The organism is Mesorhizobium sp. P2_E6 (assembly GCF_056403835.1).
Window position 1 is genome coordinate 1 of record NZ_JBFUEQ010000017.1, and the last position, 20,941, is coordinate 20,941.

The following is a 20,941-nucleotide window of genomic DNA, read 5'->3' on the forward strand; positions in this document are numbered from 1 at the left end:
GCAATTCCGGCAACAACGTCATCAACGGCCTGCTCGGCAATGACACGCTGTCCGGCAGCACCGGCAACGACAGTTTCGTCTTCACCACGGCGCTCAACGCGTCGACCAATGTCGACCACATCACCGACTTCTCAGTGGTCGAAGACACCATCCACCTCGACAATGCGATCTTTGCCGCACTTGGCGGCAATGGCACGCTGACCGCCGACCAGTTCGTCAAGAACACGACTGGCCTTGCCGGCGACGGCAACGACCATATCATCTATGAGACGGATACCGGCTGGCTCTATTATGACAGCAACGGCAGTGCCGCTGGCGGCTCAACCCATTTCGCCACACTGGCCGCCAACCTCGCGCTCACCAACGCCGATTTCGTGGTGATCTGAACGCAGCTTGTGCGCAGTCCCAACAACGCACCTTGTAACGATCTTCACCGCGCTCACCGAATTCCGTTCATGCCAGTACGCGACGCCAGCTGCTGGCCATTTTCCACCGCGCCGGCAGCGAAAGGGAACAAGCCATGCCTATCGGACGCATCGGACAGGACTTCATCGTCAATTCGACGACAACAAACAGTCAGTACAGCCCCGTGATCACAGCGCTGGCCGACGGCCGCTTCGTGGCCACCTGGCAGTCCACTGATACCGGCGACGGCGCTGGCAGCTGCATCCGTGCCCACATCTATAACGCTGACGGTTCAGCGGCCGGCAGCGACTTCATCGTCAATTCGACAGCAACGAGCGATCAATCTAACCCCGCGATCACGGCGCTGGCCGATGGCCGCTTCGTGGCCACCTGGCAGTCCGGTGACACCGGCGACGGCGATGGCTATTGCATCCGCGCCCGCGTCTACAACGCTGATGGCAGTGCGGGCGGCAGCGACTTCATCGTCAACTCGACAGCAACTGGCTATCAGTCCAGCCCCGCAATCACGGCGCTGGCCGATGGCCGCTTCGTGGCCACCTGGCAGTCCTACGACGCCGGCGACGGGAGCAACAGCTGCATCCGCGCCCACATCTACAACGCCGACGGTTCAGCGGCCGGCAGCGACTTCATCGTCAATTCGACAACAACGAGCGATCAGGCTAGCCCTGCGATCACGGCGCTGGCCGATGGCCGCTTCGTGACCACGTGGGAGTCCCACGAAACCAGCGACGGCGACGGCAATTGCATCCGCGCCCGCATCTACGACGCCAACGGTTCAGCGGCCGGCAGCGATTTCATCGTCAATTCGACGACGGTGGGTGATCCGTATAGCCCCACGATCACGGCTCTGGCTGATGGCCGCTTCGTGGCCACCTGGCAGTCCAATGATGGCAGCGACGGCGAAGGCAGCTGCATCCGCGCCCGCATCTACAACGCCAACGGCTCAGCGGCCGGCAGCGACTTCATCGTCAATTCGACGGCAGCGGGTAATCAGTATAACCCCGCGATCACTGTGCTGGCCGATGGCCGCTTCGTGGCCTCCTGGCAGTCCAGTGATACCGGCGACGGCGACGGCAGCTGCATCCGCGCCCACCTTTACAACGCCGACGGTTCAGCGGCCGGCAGCGACTTCATCGTCAATTCGACGACAACTGGCCCTCAGTATAACTCGGCAACCACGGCGCTGGCCGATGGCCGTTTCGTGGCCACCTGGGAGTCCAGTGATACCGGCGATGGCAGCGGCAGCTGCGTCCGCGCCCAGATCTTCGACCCGACCATCTTCGTCGGCACGGCCGGCAAGGACATCTGGCAGGGCAGCAATGTCTTCGCAGACCACATCAACGGCGGCACCAGCGCCGACACGCTCTCGGGTCTTGGTGGTGACGATACGATCAGCGGCGATGCCGGCAACGACATGCTCGACGGTGGCGCCGGCAGCGACAAGCTGTTTGGTGGAGCCCATAACGATACGCTCAACGGTGGCGCCGGCGCCGATCTGATGAGCGGCGGCACCGGCGATGACACCTATTGGGTCGACAATGCCGGTGACCATGTCATCGAACTGAATGGCCAGGGCATCGACAACGTGCAGAGCACCATCTCCTTCAACCTCTCCGGTCAGGAGTTGGAGAACCTGGCGCTGCGGACCGGCGCCTCGATCAACGGCACCGGCAATTCCATTGCCAACGTCATCACCGGCAATTCGGGCGTCAACATCCTGATCGGCCTTGGCGGCAACGATACGCTGGACGGCAAGGAAGGCGCCGACACCCTGCAAGGCGGCATCGGCAACGACACCTACTATGTCGACAATGCCGGTGACCATGTCATCGAAGCGAATAGCCAGGGCACCGACAATGTCCAGGCCTATGTCAGCTTCAACCTGTCCGGCCAGGAACTAGAGAACCTGGCGCTGAGAAGCACCGGCAACATCAATGGCACCGGCAATTCGACTGCCAACATCATCACCGGTAATTCGGGCGCGAATGTCATCAACGGGCTTGGCGGCAACGACACGCTGTCCGGCAGCACCGGCCAGGACATCTTCGTCTTCACCACGGCGCTCAACGCTTCGACCAATGTCGACCACATCACCGACTTCTCGGTGGTCGAGGATACCATCCAGCTCGACAATGCGATCTTTGCAGCGCTTGGCGGCAATGGCACGCTGACGGCCGCGCAGTTCGTCAAGAACACCACCGGGCTTGCCGGCGATGGCAACGACCACATCATCTACGAGACCGACACTGGCTGGCTCACCTATGACAGCAACGGCAGTGCGGCAGGCGGCTCAATCCATTTCGCCACTCTGGCCGCAAACCTGGCGCTGACAAACGCGGATTTCGTGGTGGTGTGAGGAACGCTACATGGGCCCGCCACATCAGGACTGTGTGACGGGCTCTCGACCCCAGCAAGGACTATGCGGTTGCTGGCTCCGGGGAGTGCCGGCGCCACAGGGCTTTTGATTGAAGAAATCTGGTGGGCGATGACGGGCTCGAACCGCCGACATCTTCGGTGTAAACGAAGCGCTCTACCAACTGAGCTAATCGCCCGCTCCGGGCCGGACCTTTAAGCGGTCGAGGTCGGCTTCGCAAGGCCAAATGAGCCGGGGATGCCCTGGTTGGAGGCTGGTTTTGCCAACAAAACGTCGGCTGTCAAAAAACCTTCTCCTGTTTGCTGTTATGCTGTCTTGCTACGCTTGACACCCGGTGGCGAACCCCTTATCCAGCGCCCCAACGACGAACACGGCTGACACGTGCTCGTCAATGCGCGGGTGTAGCTCAGTTGGTTAGAGTGCCGGCCTGTCACGCCGGAGGTCGCGGGTTCGAGCCCCGTCACTCGCGCCATTTCTCCTAAGGGTATCAAGCCCTTGGCTTTGGAGAAATGTTGACGTTGATTGTCGAAATGCTTTCTCGAAAGAGCAGATTGGATCCTTTTCCGGTCTGAGTTTTGAAGGTGGCGCCTCGGCTTGCAGGCTGCCTCCGCACGGATGTTGAATACCTTCACGGGCGGCATCCCCTGTTTCTTGCAACCCGTCCCAACGGCACTGGCTTGGCCGGATATTCGAAATACCGGCGCAGACGACACCCGATCCAGATTCCGATCAACTGACACGCTTGCAACGGCAAGTCTGGCCGCTCCACGCGCTCAGAACTTTGCACAGCGCCAAAAAAAAGTCGTCGTCGCGATGCGAAGCTAGTGGCCCGGTCAGGACATCCCGCGAAAATTGTGGGAGTTAGTCCGATCCGACGACTCGATCAAAATAACGGGGGCTTTGTTCATGAGCGATCATTCCGGGATCCGCCCAAATATTCTCGAATCCACACTTGCCGCAGCTCAGCGGGATCAACGGACTCTTGACGAGCAGCGGCTCAGCATTGCGCCCCTGGTAGACGGCATGACGTTTTTCGACAGCATCCGGCACAATGATGACCGTGGTAGCGTCACGGAGGTCTACGACCCGCGCTGGGGCTGGCACGCCGACCCGCTGGTCTTCTCCTACATCTTCACAATTCGCCCCGGACTGGTGAAGGGCTGGGGCCTGCACAAGCTGCATGAGGATCGCTACTTTGTGGTCAGCGGCGAGCTGGAACTGGTTCTTTATGACCCTCGCCCCGAATCCAGCACATATGGCAAGATTTCGAAGGTTTACCTCTCCGGCAATCGTCCACGCCTGGTCAATATTCCAAAATTTGTCTGGCATGCCGACCGAAACATCGGAACGTCCGAAGTGGTGGTCATCAATTTTCCAACGATACAGTACGATCACTCAAATCCCGACAAGTACCGGCTGCCCATCGACACCGATCTCATCCCCTATGATTTCGGCAGCGCGAAGGGATGGTGAGCAAGCCTCGCTTTTCCATCCTGATGCCGACGCATTCCCGCGTCGACGTCATCGGTCTGGCCATCCAATCGGTGCTGGATCAGACCGTCGAGGACTTTGAGCTCCTGGTCGTCGGCGACGGCTGCTCGCCCGGCACGGCCGAGGTGGTCGACGCCTTTCAGGACGCCCGCATCCGCTTCTTCGATTTGCCCAAGGCGCCGAGCTATGGCTACGCCAACCGCAATATCGCGCTGCGCGAGGCCCGCGGCGACCTGATCGGCTTTGCGGCCGACGACGACCTGCTGTTTCCGGATCATCTTGAAATCCTAGCGGATGGCCTCAAGGGTGGGGCTGCCATCGCCTACAGCCAGGCGCTGTGGGTTTCCACCGATGGCATCGCAGCACCCTTCCTGACCAATCTGGAGCTGGCCGACGAGTTCAGGGTGTTCACCGAGGTCGGCAACACGATACCCGCCAGTTGCTTCCTGTATCGTGCTGATTGCCTGCCGTCGCGCGATGTCTGGCCGGAAGACGTCGCATCGGGCGGGGATTGGCAATTGTGGCGGCGAATCATGCGCGAGAACCCGCGCAATCCCCTCACCTATTGCCGCGTCCCAACCGTCCTGCATTTCAGCGCCAAATGGAAAAATTCGCGTCACTCACAGGCGGGGCAACTGGCCATTTTTCTTGATATCGCGGACGGAGCAGGCTGGTGGCCTTCAGCCTTGCGCGTCTGGATACCGAACGGCAGCAACGAACAATATGAGTACTCGCGCCTGATGCGCGTCGACCCTGCGGCCTGGAGCGCGCAGATGCGCCGCGTGGTCGGTGATCTGGTGGCACGGCTTGCCTGGGAGGACGTCCAAACGACCCGCCCGATGCTGGCAAGCGCCGAGGCCGAGAAGGCGAAGCTGCGGTCTGAGATCTCGCGGCTGCACAATGAGCTGCAGTTGGCTCAGCAAGGCAATTCCGAGCTACGGAGGGCCGCTTCGGACGCGTTCGACAAGGAAGCTGCGTTGCAGCCGGAAATCGCGAGGCTGCGCACCGCGCTCGATCTGGCTCACCAACGCAACGCCGAGCTACGGAGCGCCGCTTCGGATACAGGAAACGAGAAGGACGAGATCGAACAGGCGCTGCAAGCATGCCGAATGCAAATCGCGGCCTTGTATCAGTCCACAAGCTGGCGCATCACCAGTCCCTTGCGCAGGATATCCACAAGCTTGCGTTCGAAAAAATCATAGGGTTCGAAGTCTTGAACTCAGCTTGGTTGGCGGCATCGGCGATCCGGCCGCCAAGGTGATCATTACCCCTTGGCCAGCAGAGCACCGATGAAGGCGGCGCCCGCCCCCGAGGCAGCGGCCGCGTTATCGCCAACCGTCATGCGATGTTCAATGGGACGGCTCCCGGACTGAGCGGCACACCAATATCGGAGACTAGCTTGACGAGGTCCGCCTGCCGCGTCGTGTTGGTCTTGGCATAGATGCGGCCAAGGTGGGTCTTGATCGTGTTCTCACCGACCCCGAGCGACAGCGCACTCTTCTGCGTGGTCAGTCCGCCACCCACGGCCAGCAAAACCCGCACTTCCGCCGGTGTGAGATCGAACAGTGTCGTCAGCACCGCCTCTGAGGGCGGCGCGGCCGAGGTTGTCGTCGAGATGAAGACGGCGGCGCATGCGGGACGGAAAGCCGCGCGCGCGGTCCCCTCGGTCAAAGGCAGCACATAGGCAACGGCTGGGGGCTGGCCGGCCGCGGACAAGGGCAAGCCGATGCCGCGCGCGCCAAGCGAGGCATCGGCATCAGCGGCTCCCGATATCGCTTCCAGCAGGGCGCGGCCCGTTATCGGATTTTGTGCCTGGAGGATGCCGTTTCTGGAAAAGATGGGGTGCTGTGTCGAAAGCATCGCCTCGGCACGGCCGTTCACATAAAGGATCGCGCCATCCGCGCTGGTAAGAACGACGGCGGTTGCAAGATTGTCGAGCGTCGCGCGATAGAGACTGGCGGTCACGCGCGCCTGATCGAGCAGGTCGCCGATCAGCGAAGCGCGGCGCAAATGAGGAGAAAGCAGCGCCATAAAGCGCTGCTCCTCCGCAGTGACGGCACCCCTGCTCGCGCGTGTCGTGAAGCTCACGAGGCCGATCCGATCCGAGGTGTGCACGAATTTGGTGATGCAGCCCTCGCGCAAGCCCTGCGGGCCAGCCCAGTTCCGGTAGAAAGGTGACTGGTGAAGTTCGGCTTCAGTCATGCTCGACAATGTCGACAACGGTGTGTCGATGTCGCCGACGACCACGGCGTTCAGACCTGGAATGTCCTCGAAGCCGTAGTCCTGCTGCAGAACCCGCATTTGCTCCGCATCCCAAGGCGATTGGGCCGCGAAACGGCCATACTGATCGCCGGGATCAGCCAGCGCGATGGTTGAATAGGCGGCGTCCACGGCCTCCGTGAGTCGGACCATGACGACGGTCCAGAACTCCGAATTGAGTGCGCTATCGTAGATGTCGCCGATGATCGACGAAAGCAACTCGTTGCTCAGCCTGTACATTTGCCCCTGCCCAACAGAGCCTTCCCTTTTTGTCAGTCAGGGATACCGCACGCCCTGCCTATACCAGCATGGCCCTGAAAAGCTCAACGCAAGCCGAAGGATTTCTGAGACCTCATTCTTTCGGGTGACGACATTGCAACACGCCAGGCCTAGTGGGCGGCACAAGGCAGGTTCCAGAGCGCGTCAATTCAAGACGCCCTGGCCCTGAGTAGCGTCGGATTCCAAGACTGCGTCCAGGCGCAAGGACTCAGGAAAACGTCTGCTTCAATTGAGAATCAGTTTTGGCGGGGGTCAGCATGTCGGTTTGGAATGGTCTTGCAGGTGGCGCGTGGTCCAACGCTGCATTTTGGACTGGCGGCGTGCCTGACGCAATCGGTGCTACAGCGGATTTCACTAATCTAGGCGTCAGCGTCACGCATCACATCGACCTGGCGGTTCAAGGTCCGTTCACGGTCGGCACCTTGAACCTGGCGAGTTCCGCCATCGAGAATTACAGTCTCGAACACGGCTCGCTCATCATGAACAAGGCCGGCGGTGCGATCATCAGCGTAACGTCGACCTCCAATCTACAGGCAAGCGTGCTGGCGTCTTCGCTGACGCTGCAGCTCAATGCGGCAACGTTGATCGCGACGACCGGAACCAACACGACCCTCGACGTTCAGGCGCAGATTACTGGAACGGGACTGCTAACCAAATCCGGCCTCGGCACGCTGAAGCTGTCTGATGCGACCAACAACTGGTCGGGCGGAACGCAAATCAATCAAGGCACAGTTTCGTTTGGCGCCGCTGCGTTCGGAACGGGAGACATCACGTTCGCCGGCGATAGCGTGTTCCGGTCTACAGGCGGCGCGACACTTGCCAACGATCTGATCGAACTCGCCGGCGTTTCAACGTTTATCAGGGCACAGACGGGCACGTCACTTTCGTTGACCGGTACGTTCGCGGCGCTCGGCGGCGCCGGGACCGCCGTGCATTTTGGCAGCGCGACGGATAAGGGAACGATTTACTTTGGCTCAAGCAGCATCACCGCCAATGATGCGGGCTCGCTTGCCATTGACGGCGGCACGCTGAGAGCGGGCAAGGCGTTCGCGTCCTTCACCAACGGGCTGGCCAACACCAATATCGCGGCCGGAGCGGTTCTCGACGCCAATGGCTTCTATCTGGAACTGAACCATCTGACCGGGGCGGGCTTGATCACCAACAACGGCCTTTCCGATGTTGTCGCTAACGTCTATGAGGCCGGCAGCTCCATCTTCTCGGGCGTTTTCGCGAATAGCTTGAGCCATACAGGGTTAAACAAGATCGGCACCGGCACCCTGACATTGTCAGGCGCCAATACTTACTCCGGCACGACCACTGTCGCGATCGGAACATTGCGGGCGGGAGCCGACCACGCCTTCAGCGCCACCAGTGTCGTCGACGTAAAAGCTGGCGCGACGCTCAATATCAGCACTTTCGACCAGACCATCGCCGGACTGACCGGCAGCGGCGAAGTCCGGGCCGATACTGTTACCGCGGCCACCTTGACGACGAGTGTAAGCCTTGGCGACGTGAGGGAGTTTGCAGGCGTGATCTCGAACGGCTCGGCGGTATTTGGCGAGCTCAACCTGATAAAAAGCGGCGCGGGAACCCAGGTCCTGTCAGGCCTGAACACCTACACGGGCCAGACCACGATCACGGCGGGAACCTTGGTGCTGTCCGGGTCGGGTTCGATTGCCGATTCATCCGGACTGGCGATTTCCGCAGGGGCCACTTTTGCTCTCGGCGGGCTGTCGGGAAACAGCGCGTCGGTACAGGCATTGGCGAATGCCGGCACCGTCAGCTTCGGCGGAACGACGTTGCATCTGCTCGATCAGTCAGCCGCCCTGGGAGGCACATATCTAGGGTCGGGCTTCACCGATGGTCTTCACATAGACCTCGATGCGACAGCGTCGAATTTCAGCCTTTCGACCGCAACTTTCACCAACTGGGCAGATTCCACTGACCAAATCGCCATCGTTGGCAACGGCCTTGCCAATACGATTACCGGGTCGTCCCACGCCGATACCATTAGTGGCGACCTCGGCAACGACGTGCTGATCGGCGGAGGCGGCGAGGACAATCTGAATGGTGGCGACGGTTCGGATACGGCCTCTTATGCAAGCGCTGCCGCAGGCGTCATTGCGAACCTCTCAAATCACAAGGTCAATACCGGCGACGCCAATGGCGACAGCTATACCTTCATCGAAAACCTGACCGGATCGAGCCATGCGGACCAGCTCTACGGCAACGATGTTGCCAATATTCTGGATGGCGGCATCGGTGCCGATACCATGACTGGCGCTCAGGGCAACGACGGCTACTACGTCGACAATGCGGGCGATATCGTCAGTGAGAGCACTGTCGGCGCCAACGGCACCGACACCGTCAACGGCTATATCTCGATCAACCTCGGCGATGGCAACCACTTCACGGGCAATATCGAGAACGTCGCACTGCGCAGCGCGGCCTCCATCGACGCCACCGGCAACAGCCTGGCCAACGTGCTGACCGGTAATTCCGGCGACAATTTGCTGGACGGCAAAGGCGGCGCCGACACGATGAGCGGAGCGCAGGGCGACGACACCTACTTCGTCGACAATGCGGGCGATATCGTCAGTGAAAGCACCGCCGGCGCCAACGGCACCGATACCGTCAACGGCCACATCTCGATCAACCTCAGTGATGGCAACCACTTCACGGGCAATATAGAGAACGTGACGCTGCTCGGTGCGACTTCGATCAACGCCACCGGCAACAGCCTGGCCAACGCGATGAACGGCAATTCGGGCGTCAACACGCTCACCGGCCTGGGCGGCAACGACACACTGGATGGCAAGGCGGGCGCCGACACCATGCAAGGCGGTATCGGCAACGACACCTACTATGTCGACAATGCCGGAGACCATGTCGTCGAGCTCAACGGCGAGGGTACCGACAATGTCCAGGCCTTCGTCTCGTTCAACCTGTCGGGACAGGAGCTCGAGAACCTGGCACTGCGCAGCGCGGCCTCGATCAACGGCACCGGCAACTCCACCGCCAACATCATCACCGGCAATTCCGGCAACAACGTCATCAACGGCCTGCTCGGCAATGACACGCTGTCCGGCAGCACCGGCAACGACAGTTTCGTCTTCACCACGGCGCTCAACGCGTCGACCAATGTCGACCACATCACCGACTTCTCAGTGGTCGAAGACACCATCCAGGTCGACAATGCGATCTTTGCAGCGCTTGGCGGCAACGGCACGCTGACTGCCGACCAGTTCGTCAAGAACACAACCGGCCTTGCCGGCGACGGCAACGACCACATCATCTACGAGACGGATACCGGCTGGCTCTATTATGACAGCAACGGCAGTGCGGCTGGCGGCTCAACCCATTTCGCCACGCTGGCCGCAAACCTTGCGCTCACCAACGCCGATTTCGTGGTGATTTAGCCAGGTAGATTTTCACGCTCGCACAGCCAAATGAAATCGGCTGTAAATGATCGTCACCGGACAAGGGTTGAACCCAGACGGTCGCCAACACAAGGCTATCAGGTCGCCTGCGCCAGCAGCGCCTCGACCTCCTGCAGCGTCGGCATGGACGGCGCGGTGCCGGGTCGCGTCACGGAAATGCCGGCAACCGCGCAGGCAAACCGCACCGCCTGCAGCGGCTCGACACCGCGAGACAGCGCTGCGGCGAGGCCTCCGTTGAAGGCGTCGCCCGCCCCCGTGGTCTCGACAACCGGCCCCGCACCAACAGCAGGAACATGGTCGGAGCGGTTCTTGGAGTGCAAAAGCGCGCCCTTGTCACCAAGCGTGACGATGACCGTGCCGACGCCCTTTTCGATCAGGCTTGCGGCGGCGGCGCGCGCCTCATCGAGCGAGGAGACCTTCATCCCGGTCAATTCCTCCGTCTCCGTCTCGTTGGGCGTGAGATAGTCGCACAGCGTGTAGATGCGGTCAGGAAGTTTTGCCGCCGGGGCCGGGTTGAGGATGGTCGTCACCCCTGCCCCGCGCGCGATCTCCAGCGCCCGCAGCGCGGCATCGATCGGTTGTTCGAGCTGGGTGACGAAGACGCCCGCGCTGCTGATCAGCGTGGCATTGGCTTCAATATCGGCCGGCGAAATCAGCATCGCCGCGCCGGGACTGACGATGATGGCGTTGTTGCCGGTCGTCTCCTCGACGAAGATGTAGGCAGCGCCGGTATAGCTTTCCGGCGTGTCGATGACGGCATCCTTGACGCCCGCGCCGGCCCAGGTCTGCCTCGCCATGTCGGCGAAGGGATCGACGCCGAGGCGGGTGAGGAAGGTGACGTCGGCGCCGAGCTTGCCGGCGGCCACCGCCTGGTTCGAGCCCTTGCCGCCCGGCCCCAGCTTGAACGAGTTGCCGAGGATCGTCTCGCCCATGCGTGGCTGGCGATCAGCGCGGTAGGCGGTGTCGGCGACGAACACGCCAAGGATGACGACAGGCTTGCCCGAAACCATGCCGCTACTCCGCATCCGGCGGCACAACGCCCTTGCGGAAGGCGAAGCAGCCATAGAAGCGGCGCTCACCGGTCTGGATGACGCAATAAGCCTGCTTGGCGCGCTCGTAGAAAGCGTAGCGCTCGACCGCGATCATCGGCCACGATTTGCCTTCGGCCTTGTCGATTTCCTTCTGCACTTCCTTCTGCACGGGCGGGATCTCGTCGGGCTTGCCGACGATCTCCATGCGCGCCGCGGCATCGTCGACGAACGTGTCCAGCGGGTAGAGCGACAGCACGGCCTTGGCCACGTCGGCGGCCGGCGCATCGATGCGCAGCAGGCGGCCCAGCGCCGTCTGGCGCGCCACCGAATCGGCCGGAAAATTGGTGTCGGCGATGATCAAATCATCGCCATGGCCCATCGCCCGCAATGCCTGCAGCACGTCGGCATTGAGCAACGGATTGATCCCTTTGAGCATGGTATTCCTCGTGAAGTCGGTTGGAGATCAGAGACGCTTGCCGGTCTCGGCGTCGAAGAGATGGATCTGGTCGAGCCGTGGCTTCAAGGTAAGCGTGTCGCCCGGCTTGAAGTCGTGGCGTTCGCGAAACAGTGCCACCATCTCACCCTCGCCGAAGCGCAGGAACACCAGCGTTTCCGAGCCCGTCGGCTCGACCACCGAAATCCTCGCCGGCACGCCATCGGGATGGATCTCGAGATGCTCCGGCCGCACGCCGTAGACGACGGCTTGCCCGTCCTTCGCGGCGTTGTCCGATGCAATCGGGAACAGTGAGCCTGATATCTCGACGCCGGCCTTGCCACCCTTGCGCATAGTGCCCTTGAGCAGGTTCATCGAAGGCGAGCCGATGAAGCCGGCGACGAAAAGATTGGCCGGCCGGTCGAACAGTTCCAGCGGCGCGCCGACCTGCTCGATGCGGCCGTCGCGCATGACGACGATCTTGTCGGCCATTGTCATGGCCTCGATCTGGTCGTGGGTGACGTAGATGGTGGTGGTCTTCAGCCGCTGGTGCAATTCCTTGATCTCGGTGCGCATCTGAACGCGCAGCTTGGCGTCGAGGTTGGACAGCGGCTCGTCAAACAGGAACACCTGCGGATTGCGCACGATGGCGCGGCCCATCGCCACGCGCTGGCGCTGGCCGCCTGAGAGCTGCCGGGGATAGCGCTTCAGGTAGGGATTGAGGTCGAGGATGTCGGCGGCGCGCTTGACCCGCTCGGCGACCACGGCTGGATCGGTTTTCCGCAGCTTGAGCGCAAAGGCCATGTTCTGCTCGACCGTCTTGTGCGGATAGAGCGCGTAGTTCTGGAACACCATGGCGATGTCGCGCTTGGCCGGCGGCAAATGATTGACGATGCGGTCGCCGATGGCGATCGTGCCCCCGGAGACGGTCTCCAGCCCGGCCACCATCCTGAGCAGCGTGGACTTGCCGCAACCCGAAGGACCAACCAGCACCACGAACTGTCCGTCAGCGATATCGACGCTGACTTCGTGCAGAACCTTGACGGTTCCAAACGCCTTGGCCACCTTGCTGATTGCGACTTGCGCCATATCTCCCCCATCGGCTCCACTGCCGTAGGCGCAGAAGCTAACCAACGCAATCGGTCAGGGCAAGTCAGTCTCTTATAGATAAAAACCTACCCTCGTTGACACGGCGTTTGGTTGTGAGAATAGTGACGAGTGCTGGTCCAAAGTCGGAACCAGATCCGCAATCGGAGCTTCAATCGACGCAGGGTGGGGTCCTGCTAATTCGTTTCCGAGCCGGACGTATCGCTGGCGCTCCAGCGACCGACAGAATGGCCACATCCATTCACACTGATTTCTGGGAGGAATAGTCGATGAGAACAGGTCTTTACGATAAACTGGTGCGTGCCGGCGCCACAAGGCGCGACATCTTGAAGGGCGCGGCCAGCATGGCTGCGATTGCGGCCGCATCCGGCGCCGGGCTCGGCGCTTTCACCCGGCCGGCTTCCGCCGCAAGCGAACTGCGCTCCAAAATCCTGCAGATCCCCGGCGTGGGCAAAGGTCAGCCGACCGACGCCGACTTCCAGAAGGTCGGTGAACTCTGCCTCGAGGCGACCAAGGCCAACGTCAAGGAAGGCGAATTCGCCGGTGTCGAGCTGACCTTCATGGGTCTCAACAACCAGAACCTGCACAATGTGCTGTTCCGCGGCTTCCTGAAGCCATGGGAAGCCTATACCGGCGCCAAGATCAGCTGGATCGATCTGGCGCAGGCCGACTACAACGCCCGCCTGCAGCAATCGATCGCCACCGGCACCGTCGACTTCGACATCATCGAGATGGGCGCGCCGTTCGAAGGCGATGTCTGCGGCAAGGGTCTCACGTCCGAGATGCCCGACTGGGTCAAGAAGCAGATCGATTTCGACGATCTGGTCAACTATCTGAAGCCTCCCGTCGGCACCTGGGATGGCAAGCAGTATCGCGTGACCATTGACGGCGACACGCACAATTTCAACTACCGCACCGACGTGTTCGCCGATGCCGACCTCGCCAAGGCCTGGAAGGATGGCGGCGGTGAAGGCGAGTGGGGCGTGCCGAAGACCTGGCAACAGGTCCAGGCGGTCACCAAGTTCCTCAAGGGCAAGAAGTTCAAGGGCCAGGACGTCTATGGCTATCTCGATGCGCCCAAGCCATGGGGTGGTTTCGGCTTCTACTTCCTCGGCAGCCGCGCCACCGCCTACGCCAAGCATCCCGATGACAAGGCCTGGCTGTTCGACGCCGACACGATGAAGCCGCGCATCAACAACCCGGCCTGGGTGCGGGCAATCCAGGACGTCATCGACGCGCTGCCGTCCGAACCGGCGGACCAGATCAACGCCGACCCGAACACCACCGGCTTCCAGCAGTTCCTGGCCGGCACCGGTTCGATGATCCCCTGGTGGGGCGACATCGGCTCCAACGTCAAGACCAATGATTCCTCGGTCATCGGCGACGTCACCGGTTTCTCGATCCTGCCCGGCTCCGACGACGTCTACAATTCCAAGACCGGCAAGTGGGAAAAGCTCGCCAGCGGGCCGAACTACTCGCCGAACTGCGCCTATCTCGGCTGGGGCGTCTATGTCATGGCCCGCGTCGATGCCGACGAGAAGAAGAAGAAGGCGGCATGGTCCGCCGCCGCCCATCTCGGCGGCAAGGACCTGTCGATCTGGACGGCGATGTATCCGTCGGGCTTCCAGCCCTATCGCAACTCCCACTTCGACATTCCGGAATGGGTGGCGGCAGGCTACGACGAGGCCTTCATCACTTCGTACCTGAAGTCGGAAGGCGATTCGTACAACCATCCGAACGCGGCGATCGAGCCGCGCATCCCCGGCATCTTCCAGTACTACAGCGCCGCCGAGGATATTCTGGCCAACACCTTCGCCGGCAAGATGAAGGCGCAAGAAGGCGCAGACGCCATCGCAGCGGCCTGGGAGAAGCTGACCGACCAGATCGGCCGCGAAAAGCAGGTCAAGCTCTACAAGGCTTCGCTCGGCATGTAGGCTWTTGTGAAACCGTGGTCCGGCGGCAACGCCGGACCACAGCAGACCGGCTCCGGCTCCTCGATGAGCCTTCAAACGGGCGAGATATGTGACTGACCCGACTTCGACCGCGAACCAGTGGCCGGCAGATGCCGACCCTTCCGATCTGATTTCGCCCGGCCGAAAACGCCTCGGTTGGGCGCTGATGGCTGTTGCGACGGTTGGCCTGCTGGCGGTGATCGTGCTGGAGATCCTGTACAAGACCGAAGCCGATACCATCGGCTTCGAGACGTGGCGCCCTGTCGTCTATGCCTATGTTCTGTGGGGCGTGGCGCTCGGTATCGGCCAGGTGCTGACACGCGGCGAGGACGGCCAGCGCGCCCTGTTCCTGCTGCCGGCGCTGCTGTTTACCATCGCCATGGTGATCTTCCCGACGCTGTTCGGTTTCTATATCGCGCTGACCGACTGGAACCTCAGTTCCTTCAGCGGCCGCAAGTTCAATGGGCTTGCCAATTTCTGGCAGATGCTGGGCGATCCCTACTACCGCAACGCGCTGTTCAACATGGTGCTCTATGTGCTCGCCGTGCTGGTCGAATATGTCATTGCCTTTGGCCTGGCGCTGTTGCTCAACGCGCAGATCCGCGCCCGCAAATTCTTCCGCGTCGTCTTCCTGATGCCGCTGATGCTGTCGCCGGTCGCGGTGTCGTGGATGGTCGGCAAGTCGCTGATGGAATACCGCTTCGGGCCGGCGGCAACATTGGCGCGCTATCTCGGCTGGGAAAACCCGGCCTTCTTCAGCGACCCGATCATCGCCCGTATCTCGATCATGGTGCTGGATGCCTGGACCTTCATCCCGTTTATGATGATCATGCTGCTCGCCGGCCTGCAGGCAATGTCGCGTGAGATACTGGAAGCGGCACGGGTCGACGGCGCGAATGCGTGGCAGACCTTCTGGCAAGTCACCTTCCCGCTGATGCTGCCGGTGTCGGTGACGGCGGTGATCCTGCGCATCATCTTCAAGCTGAAGCTTGCCGACATCATCATCACGGTGACGTCCGGCGGCCCGGGCGGCGCCACCGATTCGGTATCGAGCTTCATCTACCGCGAATATCGCGACCGCTCGAATGTCGGCTACGGAACCATGCTGGCGATGGTCTATCTCATCATCATCGTCGTGTTCGTGACCTGGCTGCTGAAATTCGCCAACCGCTTCGTGCGCAACGTCAACTGAGCGGCCGGGATCATGAGCGTTCAAACCACCGAGTACACCGTTTCCGAAATCCGCTCTCCGGCGAGCTTCATCACCAGCCGCGTCTTCATCTATGGCGCGCTGGTGTTCTGGGCGTTCATCTGCCTGTTCCCGATCTACTGGACGATAACCACCTCGTTCAAATCGGCGGTCGACGTCACCCAGGGCCACCTGATCCCGTTCGTCGACTTCCAACCGGACTGGAAGGGCTGGCGTTCTCTCGGCCTGTCGCCGGATTCGATCTTCCAGACCTCGACGGTGCGCGATGAGTTCTTCAAGCGCTTCATGAACTCGGTGATCACCTCGGTCGGCGCGTCGAGCCTCGCCATCATCATCGGCAGCCTCGCCGCCTACGGCCTTACCCGCTATCGCTACCATTTCGCCTGGTTCAAGAACGAGGACATCTCGTTCTTCTTCCTGTCGCAGCTGATCCTGCCGCCGGTGGTGCTGGCCTTGCCCTTCCTGGTGCTCTACCGGGAGGTCGGCCTGCTCGACACGCGCGTCGGACTGATCCTGCTCTACACGCTGATGGTGCTGCCGATCGTCATCTGGATCATGCGCGACCAGTTCAATTCCATACCGGTCGAGCTCGAGGAAGCAGCGCTCGTCGACGGGCTGTCGATCTGGGGCGCCTTCTTCCGCATCGTCATGCCGATCGCGCTGCCGGGCATGGTCGCTGCCTTCATCCTGGCGATGGTGCTGTGCTGGAACGAGTATTTCTTCGCCGCGCTGCTGACTTCGACCGACGCCAAGACAATTCCGGTCATGGTGGCGAGCCAGACCGGCTCGCAAGGCATCAACTGGTGGTCGATGGCCGCGCTGGCCACCGCGGCAATTGCGCCATTGGCCGTCATCGGCATCGCGCTCGAACGCTATCTGATCATGGGCATGACCGCGGGCGCGGTGAAATAGGCGATGGCTGCCAAATACTGGTTCGCGCGCAACATCCGCGTTGGCCACAAGGGCTACGACCGTTACGGCAAGGGCGTCATGCCGATCGCCTGGCAGGGTCGCGCTGTCATCGCCGGCTTTGTGGTGGCCATGGTGGGAGGCGGCCTGTCGATGCTCCTGATCGTGCTCTACACCAGGACATTTCCCCTCGGCATCGCGCTGTTTGCCATCCTTGCCGTTGCCGGCGGCGGCACCTTCATCTGGGCTGTCGCGACCAAAAGCGATCCGGACAAGTCGATCACCGACTATAGGGCGGAGCGGCAGAAAATCGGCGGTTAGCTCCTCAGGATCGCGCGCAAATGATCCATGATCATGGCGACACCCTTTTGCCCAAGCTCGGCCGAGGCGTCCTTGGCGGTCGCGGTGTACCAGCTCTTGTTGTCTTCGAAGTGACTGGCATCGACAGCTTCCGGGCATAGCGCCAGCATCAGCGAGGTCTCGCCGATGCCGGCATGGTCGAACGGGTACTTGCCGTTCATTGTCGCCGACATCAGCGGATGCACCTGCACCCAGTTGAAGAAATTGCCGCCCTCGGCGTGCTGGGCATAATAGCCGGCCATCGCCTCCGAGCCCCACCAGCCCTCGCCGCGCTCCTTTTCGAGGAAGCGGAAGATCGCCTGCCGGCCGGCGGTCTTGAAGGCGAGATCGGTCGGCATGCCGGCGGCGAAATTCTCGGTCTGGTGGTGGATGATGGCGTGGATGTTGCGAAAGCCTATGCGCAGCAGGCTGTAAAACAGCTCTTCGCCGAACGGCGCCAGTTGATTGCCGCCGACCTGCAGCGAGCCGCTGCCTTCCGGGGCCGCCACGGCGTAGCTTGCCGCGCCATAGTAGAAGGGCGGCAGGATGACGATGTCGCGCTCCTTCTCGAACAGCTCCAGCGTCTTGATGACGGCCAGGGTGTCCATGCCGACGGCCATGTGCTCGCCATGGTATTCGAGCACGCCGAGCGGCAAGGCAACCGGCCAGTTCTCGGCGATCGCCTTGCGGATCTGGTGCGGCAGCATCAGTTCGTAGCGCATGGTCTATTCCATGTTGGTGTGGCGGGCGCGCATCGCTTCCGGCGAAGCGCCGATCAAATCCCTGAGCTTCAGCACCATCACCTCGAACAGCAGGAATAGCGCCCCTTCGAACACCGAACCCATCGGCAGCACCGACGTTTTCTTGGCCCCCTGGTCGTTGGCCATTGTCTGTGCGGGAATGAGCAGCGTGAAATCAGCGCGCTTTGCCGCACTGCTTTCGGCCTGGGCTGTCAGCAGCAGGTTCGTTGCGCCGGCACCGTGCGCGACCTGCATCAAGGTGAGCACGGTCGAGGTTTCTCCCGGCCCAGAACTGGCCAGGAAGACATCGCCGGGTCCCAGCGGCGGCGTGTTCATGTCGCCGACCACCGAGACCGGCAGGCCGAGATGATAGAGCCGCATGGCAAAGCCCTTGACCTGCAAGGCCTCGCGGCCGCAGCCATAGACGACGATTTGTCCGGCTCCTGCAAGCATCTGGCAAGCGGCGTCGATGCGGCTGCCGTCGACCCGTGCCAGCACGCTGCCGAGTTCGCCAAGCGCGGTCTTGAACGGATTTTCGCTGTTGTCGGTCACGGCGAACCTGGCATCGAAATCATCCCGGGGATTGTCGCTCTTGCTTCGACGAACAGCTTGATTTCGCTCATGCTAGCAACCGCGAAAAAGCGTGTCCAACGGTCCGCGATGCTTTTGCCGAGCCACAGGCATGATAGTGTCATGTCAGACAAATCAAGTGAGGCAGACAGCAGAATATGAAGACACGGCACTTCGACCGCATCGGCAATGGCGGCATCCCTTTTACCGAGCTCGGCTTCGGCACCGCGCCGCTCGGCAATCTCTACCGTGCTGTCTCGGACGAGGACGCCAACGCCACGCTGGAGGCCGCCTGGGCGACCGGCTGCCGCTACTACGACACCGCGCCGCTCTACGGGCTCGGCCTGTCGGAAACGCGGCTCAATCCGTTCCTGCGCTCCAAGAAGCGCGATGACTATGTGCTGTCAAGCAAGGTCGGCCGCATCATGCGCGCCTGTCCGCCGGAACAGCGCACCGCCATCGGCAAGTTCTTCGACACGCCGTCGCGCCGTGAGGTCTACGACTACAGCTATGACGGCGTCATGCGTTCGTTCGAAGCCTCGCTCGAGCGCCTCGGCGTCGACCGTATCGACATCCTCTTCGTGCACGATGTCGACATCTTCACCCATGGCAGCAAGGAAGCGGCCGACCGGCGCATCGAGGAGTTCATGGGCTCGGGCTATTACGGGCTGCTGTCGCTCCGCGATCAGGGCGTGATCAAGGCGTTCGGCGGCGGCATCAACGAGTGGCAGGTTGCCCAGACGCTGGCCGAGCGTGGCGATTTCGACCTGTTCCTGCTTGCCGGGCGCTATACGCTGCTCGAACAGGAGGCGCTGGCATCGTTCCTGCCGCTCTGCCAGGCGCGTGGCATCGGCATCGTCCTCGGCGGTCCCTACAACTCCGGCATCCTGGCGACCGGACCGAGGCCCGGCGCGCACTACAACTACTCCGAGGCGCCACAGGACATCATGGAGCGCGTCGCGCGCATCGACGCCGTCTGCAAGCGCCATGGCGTGCGGTTGATCGAGGCTGCCCTGCAATTCCCGCTGCTGCACCCTTCGGTGGTCTCGGTGATCCCCGGCGGCCAGCGGCCGAGCGAAGTCGAGAGCAACCGCTCGCTGCTCGACGCAAAGCTGCCGGCAGCGCTTTGGGCCGATCTCAAGCAGGAAGGCCTGATGCGCGCCGACGCGCCGAATGGCTAGTGCATGTATCGCGCCCAAAGGTGGACCCGGTTTTGGGACAACGGCATGCATAAGAGCAAAGACCCAAAGCGCGTCGCCTGAATCCGTTCACGGTACACGACCCAGGCGTGTTTTGAGATCATCCTGGATCGTGCGGAGCCAGGGGGTCAGCCCTCTACCCCTGGCGGCCATCACTGTTGATTGTCCTGATTTCGCCGCAACACCTTGCGTACCACCAGTGCAATTCCGATGGCGAGCAGAACGATCCCGGCAGCCATATATCCCGTCGATGCGGCCCGGTAACCCGATGCCGCAAGCAGGAAGCCAATGACGATAAAGACCAATCCGGCAAGCTTGTCGATCAACAGGTTCATTTCCGAACACCCCTAGGCATGGGGAACCTCTTCCCGACGTGGAGCAGCGCCGCCAATGTCCTAGGTGCAGGATAGTATGGCCAGGGCCCTCGGTCGAGCGCAAAAGCGGACTCGCGCCAAGCGCCCCTTCATCCCGGTTCTCCGGACGCGCGAGTTTGACTGCTTCGCGCCCTCATTTTCCGGGACGGCATGACCCAGAGATCGTCCACTCCAGGCCCGGCAAATGAAAAGCCGGGCAAGCCCGCCTTTTCTGGTCGCTTGTACCGGCGTCGGGCACAAAAATGAAAAGCCGGGCAAGCCCGGCTTTTCTGGTCTCTGAAAAGAAAAAAGTCGCTTAGTTGACCGCATCCTTGAGGCCCTTGCCGGCCGAGAACTTCGGCACGGTGCGCGCCGGGATCTGGACTTCGGCGCCTGTCTGCGGGTTGCGGCCCGTCGAAGCCGCACGCTTTGACACGGTGAAATTGCCAAAGCCGACAAGCCGGACATCGCCGCCCTTCTTCAGTTCGCCGGAGATCACGGAAAACACCGCGTCGACCGCCGACTGTGCGTCACCCTTCGAAATGCTCGCGGCGTCGGCGACAGCGGACACCAGTTCGTTCTTGTTCATAAAAATTCCCTTCCATGAGAACACCGGAACCTACGACTCATCCGGCAGGAAACGGACTTTAGAAAGAAGCGTTCCCGCAACCAAGTCGAAAAGCCCAAGAAAAAGCGGAAAAAGCCCGGGATTCCGGGGTTTTTCACATGAAAAAGCCGGGCGCGAAGCCCGGCTCTCTGTTTGTGCACCGCAACCTTAGCGAAAACTTACGCATGGCCCCGAAAAACCGCAGGCGGTTTTCGGAAAGGA

18 protein-coding genes and 2 tRNA genes are annotated in these 20,941 nt (G+C 61.6%); 11 read left to right on the plus strand and 9 right to left on the minus strand.

Annotated elements, in window-relative coordinates:
• Together AC1D08_RS31055 and AC1D08_RS31060 are read left to right on the plus strand one after the other, a co-directional pair.
• Window positions 1-386 (plus strand): M10 family metallopeptidase C-terminal domain-containing protein (locus AC1D08_RS31055; protein ID WP_477424944.1); only part of this gene is annotated, 386 nt, incomplete at its 5' end.
• 134 nt (window positions 387-520) lie between these two features.
• Entirely contained in the window at window positions 521-2,782 is a 2,262-nt protein-coding gene (locus AC1D08_RS31060; protein ID WP_457153291.1) for a calcium-binding protein, read from the plus strand.
• 120 nt (window positions 2,783-2,902) lie between these two features.
• On the opposite strand, the gene AC1D08_RS31065 is transcribed toward AC1D08_RS31060, so the two are convergent.
• Window positions 2,903-2,978 (minus strand) — tRNA-Val (locus AC1D08_RS31065).
• 217 nt (window positions 2,979-3,195) lie between these two features.
• Here AC1D08_RS31065 and AC1D08_RS31070 point away from each other — a divergent pair.
• The 3 genes from AC1D08_RS31070 to AC1D08_RS31080 all read left to right on the plus strand — a co-directional run bounded on the left by AC1D08_RS31070 (window position 3,196) and on the right by AC1D08_RS31080 (window position 5,493).
• Window positions 3,196-3,272: transfer RNA gene (locus AC1D08_RS31070), tRNA-Asp, on the plus strand.
• 434 nt (window positions 3,273-3,706) lie between these two features.
• Entirely contained in the window at window positions 3,707-4,273 is a 567-nt protein-coding gene (locus AC1D08_RS31075; RefSeq protein ID WP_477228795.1) for a polysaccharide biosynthesis C-terminal domain-containing protein, read from the plus strand.
• Window positions 4,267-5,493 (plus strand): glycosyltransferase, encoded by a 1,227-nt coding sequence (locus AC1D08_RS31080; RefSeq protein ID WP_477424945.1) that lies wholly within the window; start codon window positions 4,267-4,269, stop codon window positions 5,491-5,493. Before AC1D08_RS31075 ends, AC1D08_RS31080 begins: the two co-directional genes overlap by 7 nt.
• Before the next feature lie 136 nt (window positions 5,494-5,629).
• Here AC1D08_RS31080 and AC1D08_RS31085 read toward each other — a convergent pair whose 3' ends face one another.
• Window positions 5,630-6,682, minus strand: a complete 1,053-nt coding sequence (locus AC1D08_RS31085; protein WP_477228797.1) for a helix-turn-helix transcriptional regulator — start codon at window positions 6,680-6,682, stop codon at window positions 5,630-5,632.
• A gap of 467 nt (window positions 6,683-7,149) precedes the next feature.
• Between AC1D08_RS31085 and AC1D08_RS31090 the strand changes: the two genes are divergently transcribed.
• Complete coding sequence (locus AC1D08_RS31090; protein WP_477424947.1) at window positions 7,150-10,248, plus strand: beta strand repeat-containing protein; 3,099 nt, start codon at window positions 7,150-7,152, stop codon at window positions 10,246-10,248.
• A 98-nt stretch (window positions 10,249-10,346) separates the two neighbouring features.
• On the opposite strand, the gene rbsK is transcribed toward AC1D08_RS31090, so the two are convergent.
• Genes rbsK through AC1D08_RS31105 form a run of 3 tightly spaced genes read right to left on the minus strand, consistent with a single transcriptional unit; the run spans window position 10,347 to window position 12,822 of the window.
• Window positions 10,347-11,279 (minus strand): ribokinase, encoded by a 933-nt coding sequence (rbsK, locus tag AC1D08_RS31095; protein ID WP_457154673.1) that lies wholly within the window; start codon window positions 11,277-11,279, stop codon window positions 10,347-10,349.
• A 4-nt stretch (window positions 11,280-11,283) separates the two neighbouring features.
• A complete protein-coding gene (locus AC1D08_RS31100) occupies window positions 11,284-11,736 on the minus strand; it encodes an RbsD/FucU family protein (protein ID WP_457154674.1) in 453 nt (150 codons plus the stop codon).
• 27 nt (window positions 11,737-11,763) lie between these two features.
• The gene (locus AC1D08_RS31105; protein ID WP_477424949.1) at window positions 11,764-12,822 is read right to left on the minus strand and encodes an ABC transporter ATP-binding protein; all 1,059 of its coding nucleotides are present in this window, start codon (window positions 12,820-12,822) and stop codon (window positions 11,764-11,766) included.
• 287 nt (window positions 12,823-13,109) lie between these two features.
• On the opposite strand from AC1D08_RS31105, the gene AC1D08_RS31110 reads away from it, so the two are divergent.
• The 4 genes from AC1D08_RS31110 (at window position 13,110) to AC1D08_RS31125 (ending at window position 17,232) form a co-directional block, all read left to right on the plus strand.
• Window positions 13,110-14,774: an ABC transporter substrate-binding protein gene (locus AC1D08_RS31110; RefSeq protein ID WP_477424951.1), complete on the plus strand. Its 1,665-nt coding sequence runs from the start codon at window positions 13,110-13,112 to the stop codon at window positions 14,772-14,774.
• 88 nt (window positions 14,775-14,862) lie between these two features.
• Window positions 14,863-15,984, plus strand: a complete 1,122-nt coding sequence (locus tag AC1D08_RS31115) for a carbohydrate ABC transporter permease (RefSeq protein ID WP_457153677.1) — start codon at window positions 14,863-14,865, stop codon at window positions 15,982-15,984.
• A gap of 12 nt (window positions 15,985-15,996) precedes the next feature.
• A complete protein-coding gene (locus tag AC1D08_RS31120; protein ID WP_457153676.1) occupies window positions 15,997-16,914 on the plus strand; it encodes a carbohydrate ABC transporter permease in 918 nt (305 codons plus the stop codon).
• A 3-nt stretch (window positions 16,915-16,917) separates the two neighbouring features.
• On the plus strand, window positions 16,918-17,232 hold the full coding sequence (locus AC1D08_RS31125; protein ID WP_457153678.1) for a hypothetical protein: 315 nt from the start codon (window positions 16,918-16,920) through the stop codon (window positions 17,230-17,232).
• On the opposite strand, the gene AC1D08_RS31130 is transcribed toward AC1D08_RS31125, so the two are convergent.
• Both AC1D08_RS31130 and AC1D08_RS31135 read right to left on the minus strand, forming a co-directional pair.
• The gene (locus tag AC1D08_RS31130; protein WP_457153675.1) at window positions 17,229-17,972 is read right to left on the minus strand and encodes a creatininase family protein; all 744 of its coding nucleotides are present in this window, start codon (window positions 17,970-17,972) and stop codon (window positions 17,229-17,231) included. The genes AC1D08_RS31125 and AC1D08_RS31130 overlap by 4 nt on opposite strands.
• Window positions 17,973-17,975: 3 nt before the next feature.
• Window positions 17,976-18,542 carry an SIS domain-containing protein gene (locus AC1D08_RS31135; RefSeq protein ID WP_457153674.1) on the minus strand — a complete coding sequence of 189 codons (567 nt, stop codon included), beginning with the start codon at window positions 18,540-18,542 and terminating at the stop codon, window positions 17,976-17,978.
• Window positions 18,543-18,718: 176 nt separating this feature from the next.
• Here AC1D08_RS31135 and AC1D08_RS31140 point away from each other — a divergent pair, with 176 nt between their 5' ends.
• Window positions 18,719-19,741 carry an aldo/keto reductase gene (locus AC1D08_RS31140; RefSeq protein ID WP_457153673.1) on the plus strand — a complete coding sequence of 341 codons (1,023 nt, stop codon included), beginning with the start codon at window positions 18,719-18,721 and terminating at the stop codon, window positions 19,739-19,741.
• 170 nt (window positions 19,742-19,911) lie between these two features.
• On the opposite strand, the gene AC1D08_RS31145 is transcribed toward AC1D08_RS31140, so the two are convergent.
• The gene (locus AC1D08_RS31145; protein WP_457153672.1) at window positions 19,912-20,094 is read right to left on the minus strand and encodes a hypothetical protein; all 183 of its coding nucleotides are present in this window, start codon (window positions 20,092-20,094) and stop codon (window positions 19,912-19,914) included.
• A gap of 334 nt (window positions 20,095-20,428) precedes the next feature.
• Window positions 20,429-20,701, minus strand: a complete 273-nt coding sequence (locus AC1D08_RS31150) for an HU family DNA-binding protein (RefSeq protein ID WP_027143628.1) — start codon at window positions 20,699-20,701, stop codon at window positions 20,429-20,431.
• Window positions 20,702-20,941: the final 240 nt, after the last annotated feature.

Excerpts from the sequence above, each read along its gene's own strand:
- AC1D08_RS31105 (WP_477424949.1), bottom strand. The coding sequence starts at position 12,822 with ATGGCGCAAGTCGCAATCAGCAAGGTGGCCAAGGCGTTTGGAACCGTC.
- AC1D08_RS31130 (WP_457153675.1), bottom strand. The coding sequence starts at position 17,972 with ATGCGCTACGAACTGATGCTGCCGCACCAGATCCGCAAGGCGATCGCC.
- AC1D08_RS31125 (WP_457153678.1), top strand. The coding sequence starts at position 16,918 with ATGGCTGCCAAATACTGGTTCGCGCGCAACATCCGCGTTGGCCACAAG.
- AC1D08_RS31150 (WP_027143628.1), bottom strand. The coding sequence starts at position 20,701 with ATGAACAAGAACGAACTGGTGTCCGCTGTCGCCGACGCCGCGAGCATT.
- AC1D08_RS31140 (WP_457153673.1), top strand. The coding sequence starts at position 18,719 with ATGAAGACACGGCACTTCGACCGCATCGGCAATGGCGGCATCCCTTTT.
- AC1D08_RS31120 (WP_457153676.1), top strand. The coding sequence starts at position 15,997 with ATGAGCGTTCAAACCACCGAGTACACCGTTTCCGAAATCCGCTCTCCG.
- AC1D08_RS31100 (WP_457154674.1), bottom strand. The coding sequence starts at position 11,736 with ATGCTCAAAGGGATCAATCCGTTGCTCAATGCCGACGTGCTGCAGGCA.
- AC1D08_RS31110 (WP_477424951.1), top strand. The coding sequence starts at position 13,110 with ATGAGAACAGGTCTTTACGATAAACTGGTGCGTGCCGGCGCCACAAGG.
- AC1D08_RS31145 (WP_457153672.1), bottom strand. The coding sequence starts at position 20,094 with ATGAACCTGTTGATCGACAAGCTTGCCGGATTGGTCTTTATCGTCATT.
- AC1D08_RS31080 (WP_477424945.1), top strand. The coding sequence starts at position 4,267 with ATGGTGAGCAAGCCTCGCTTTTCCATCCTGATGCCGACGCATTCCCGC.
- rbsK (WP_457154673.1), bottom strand. The coding sequence starts at position 11,279 with ATGGTTTCGGGCAAGCCTGTCGTCATCCTTGGCGTGTTCGTCGCCGAC.
- AC1D08_RS31060 (WP_457153291.1), top strand. The coding sequence starts at position 521 with ATGCCTATCGGACGCATCGGACAGGACTTCATCGTCAATTCGACGACA.
- AC1D08_RS31075 (WP_477228795.1), top strand. The coding sequence starts at position 3,707 with ATGAGCGATCATTCCGGGATCCGCCCAAATATTCTCGAATCCACACTT.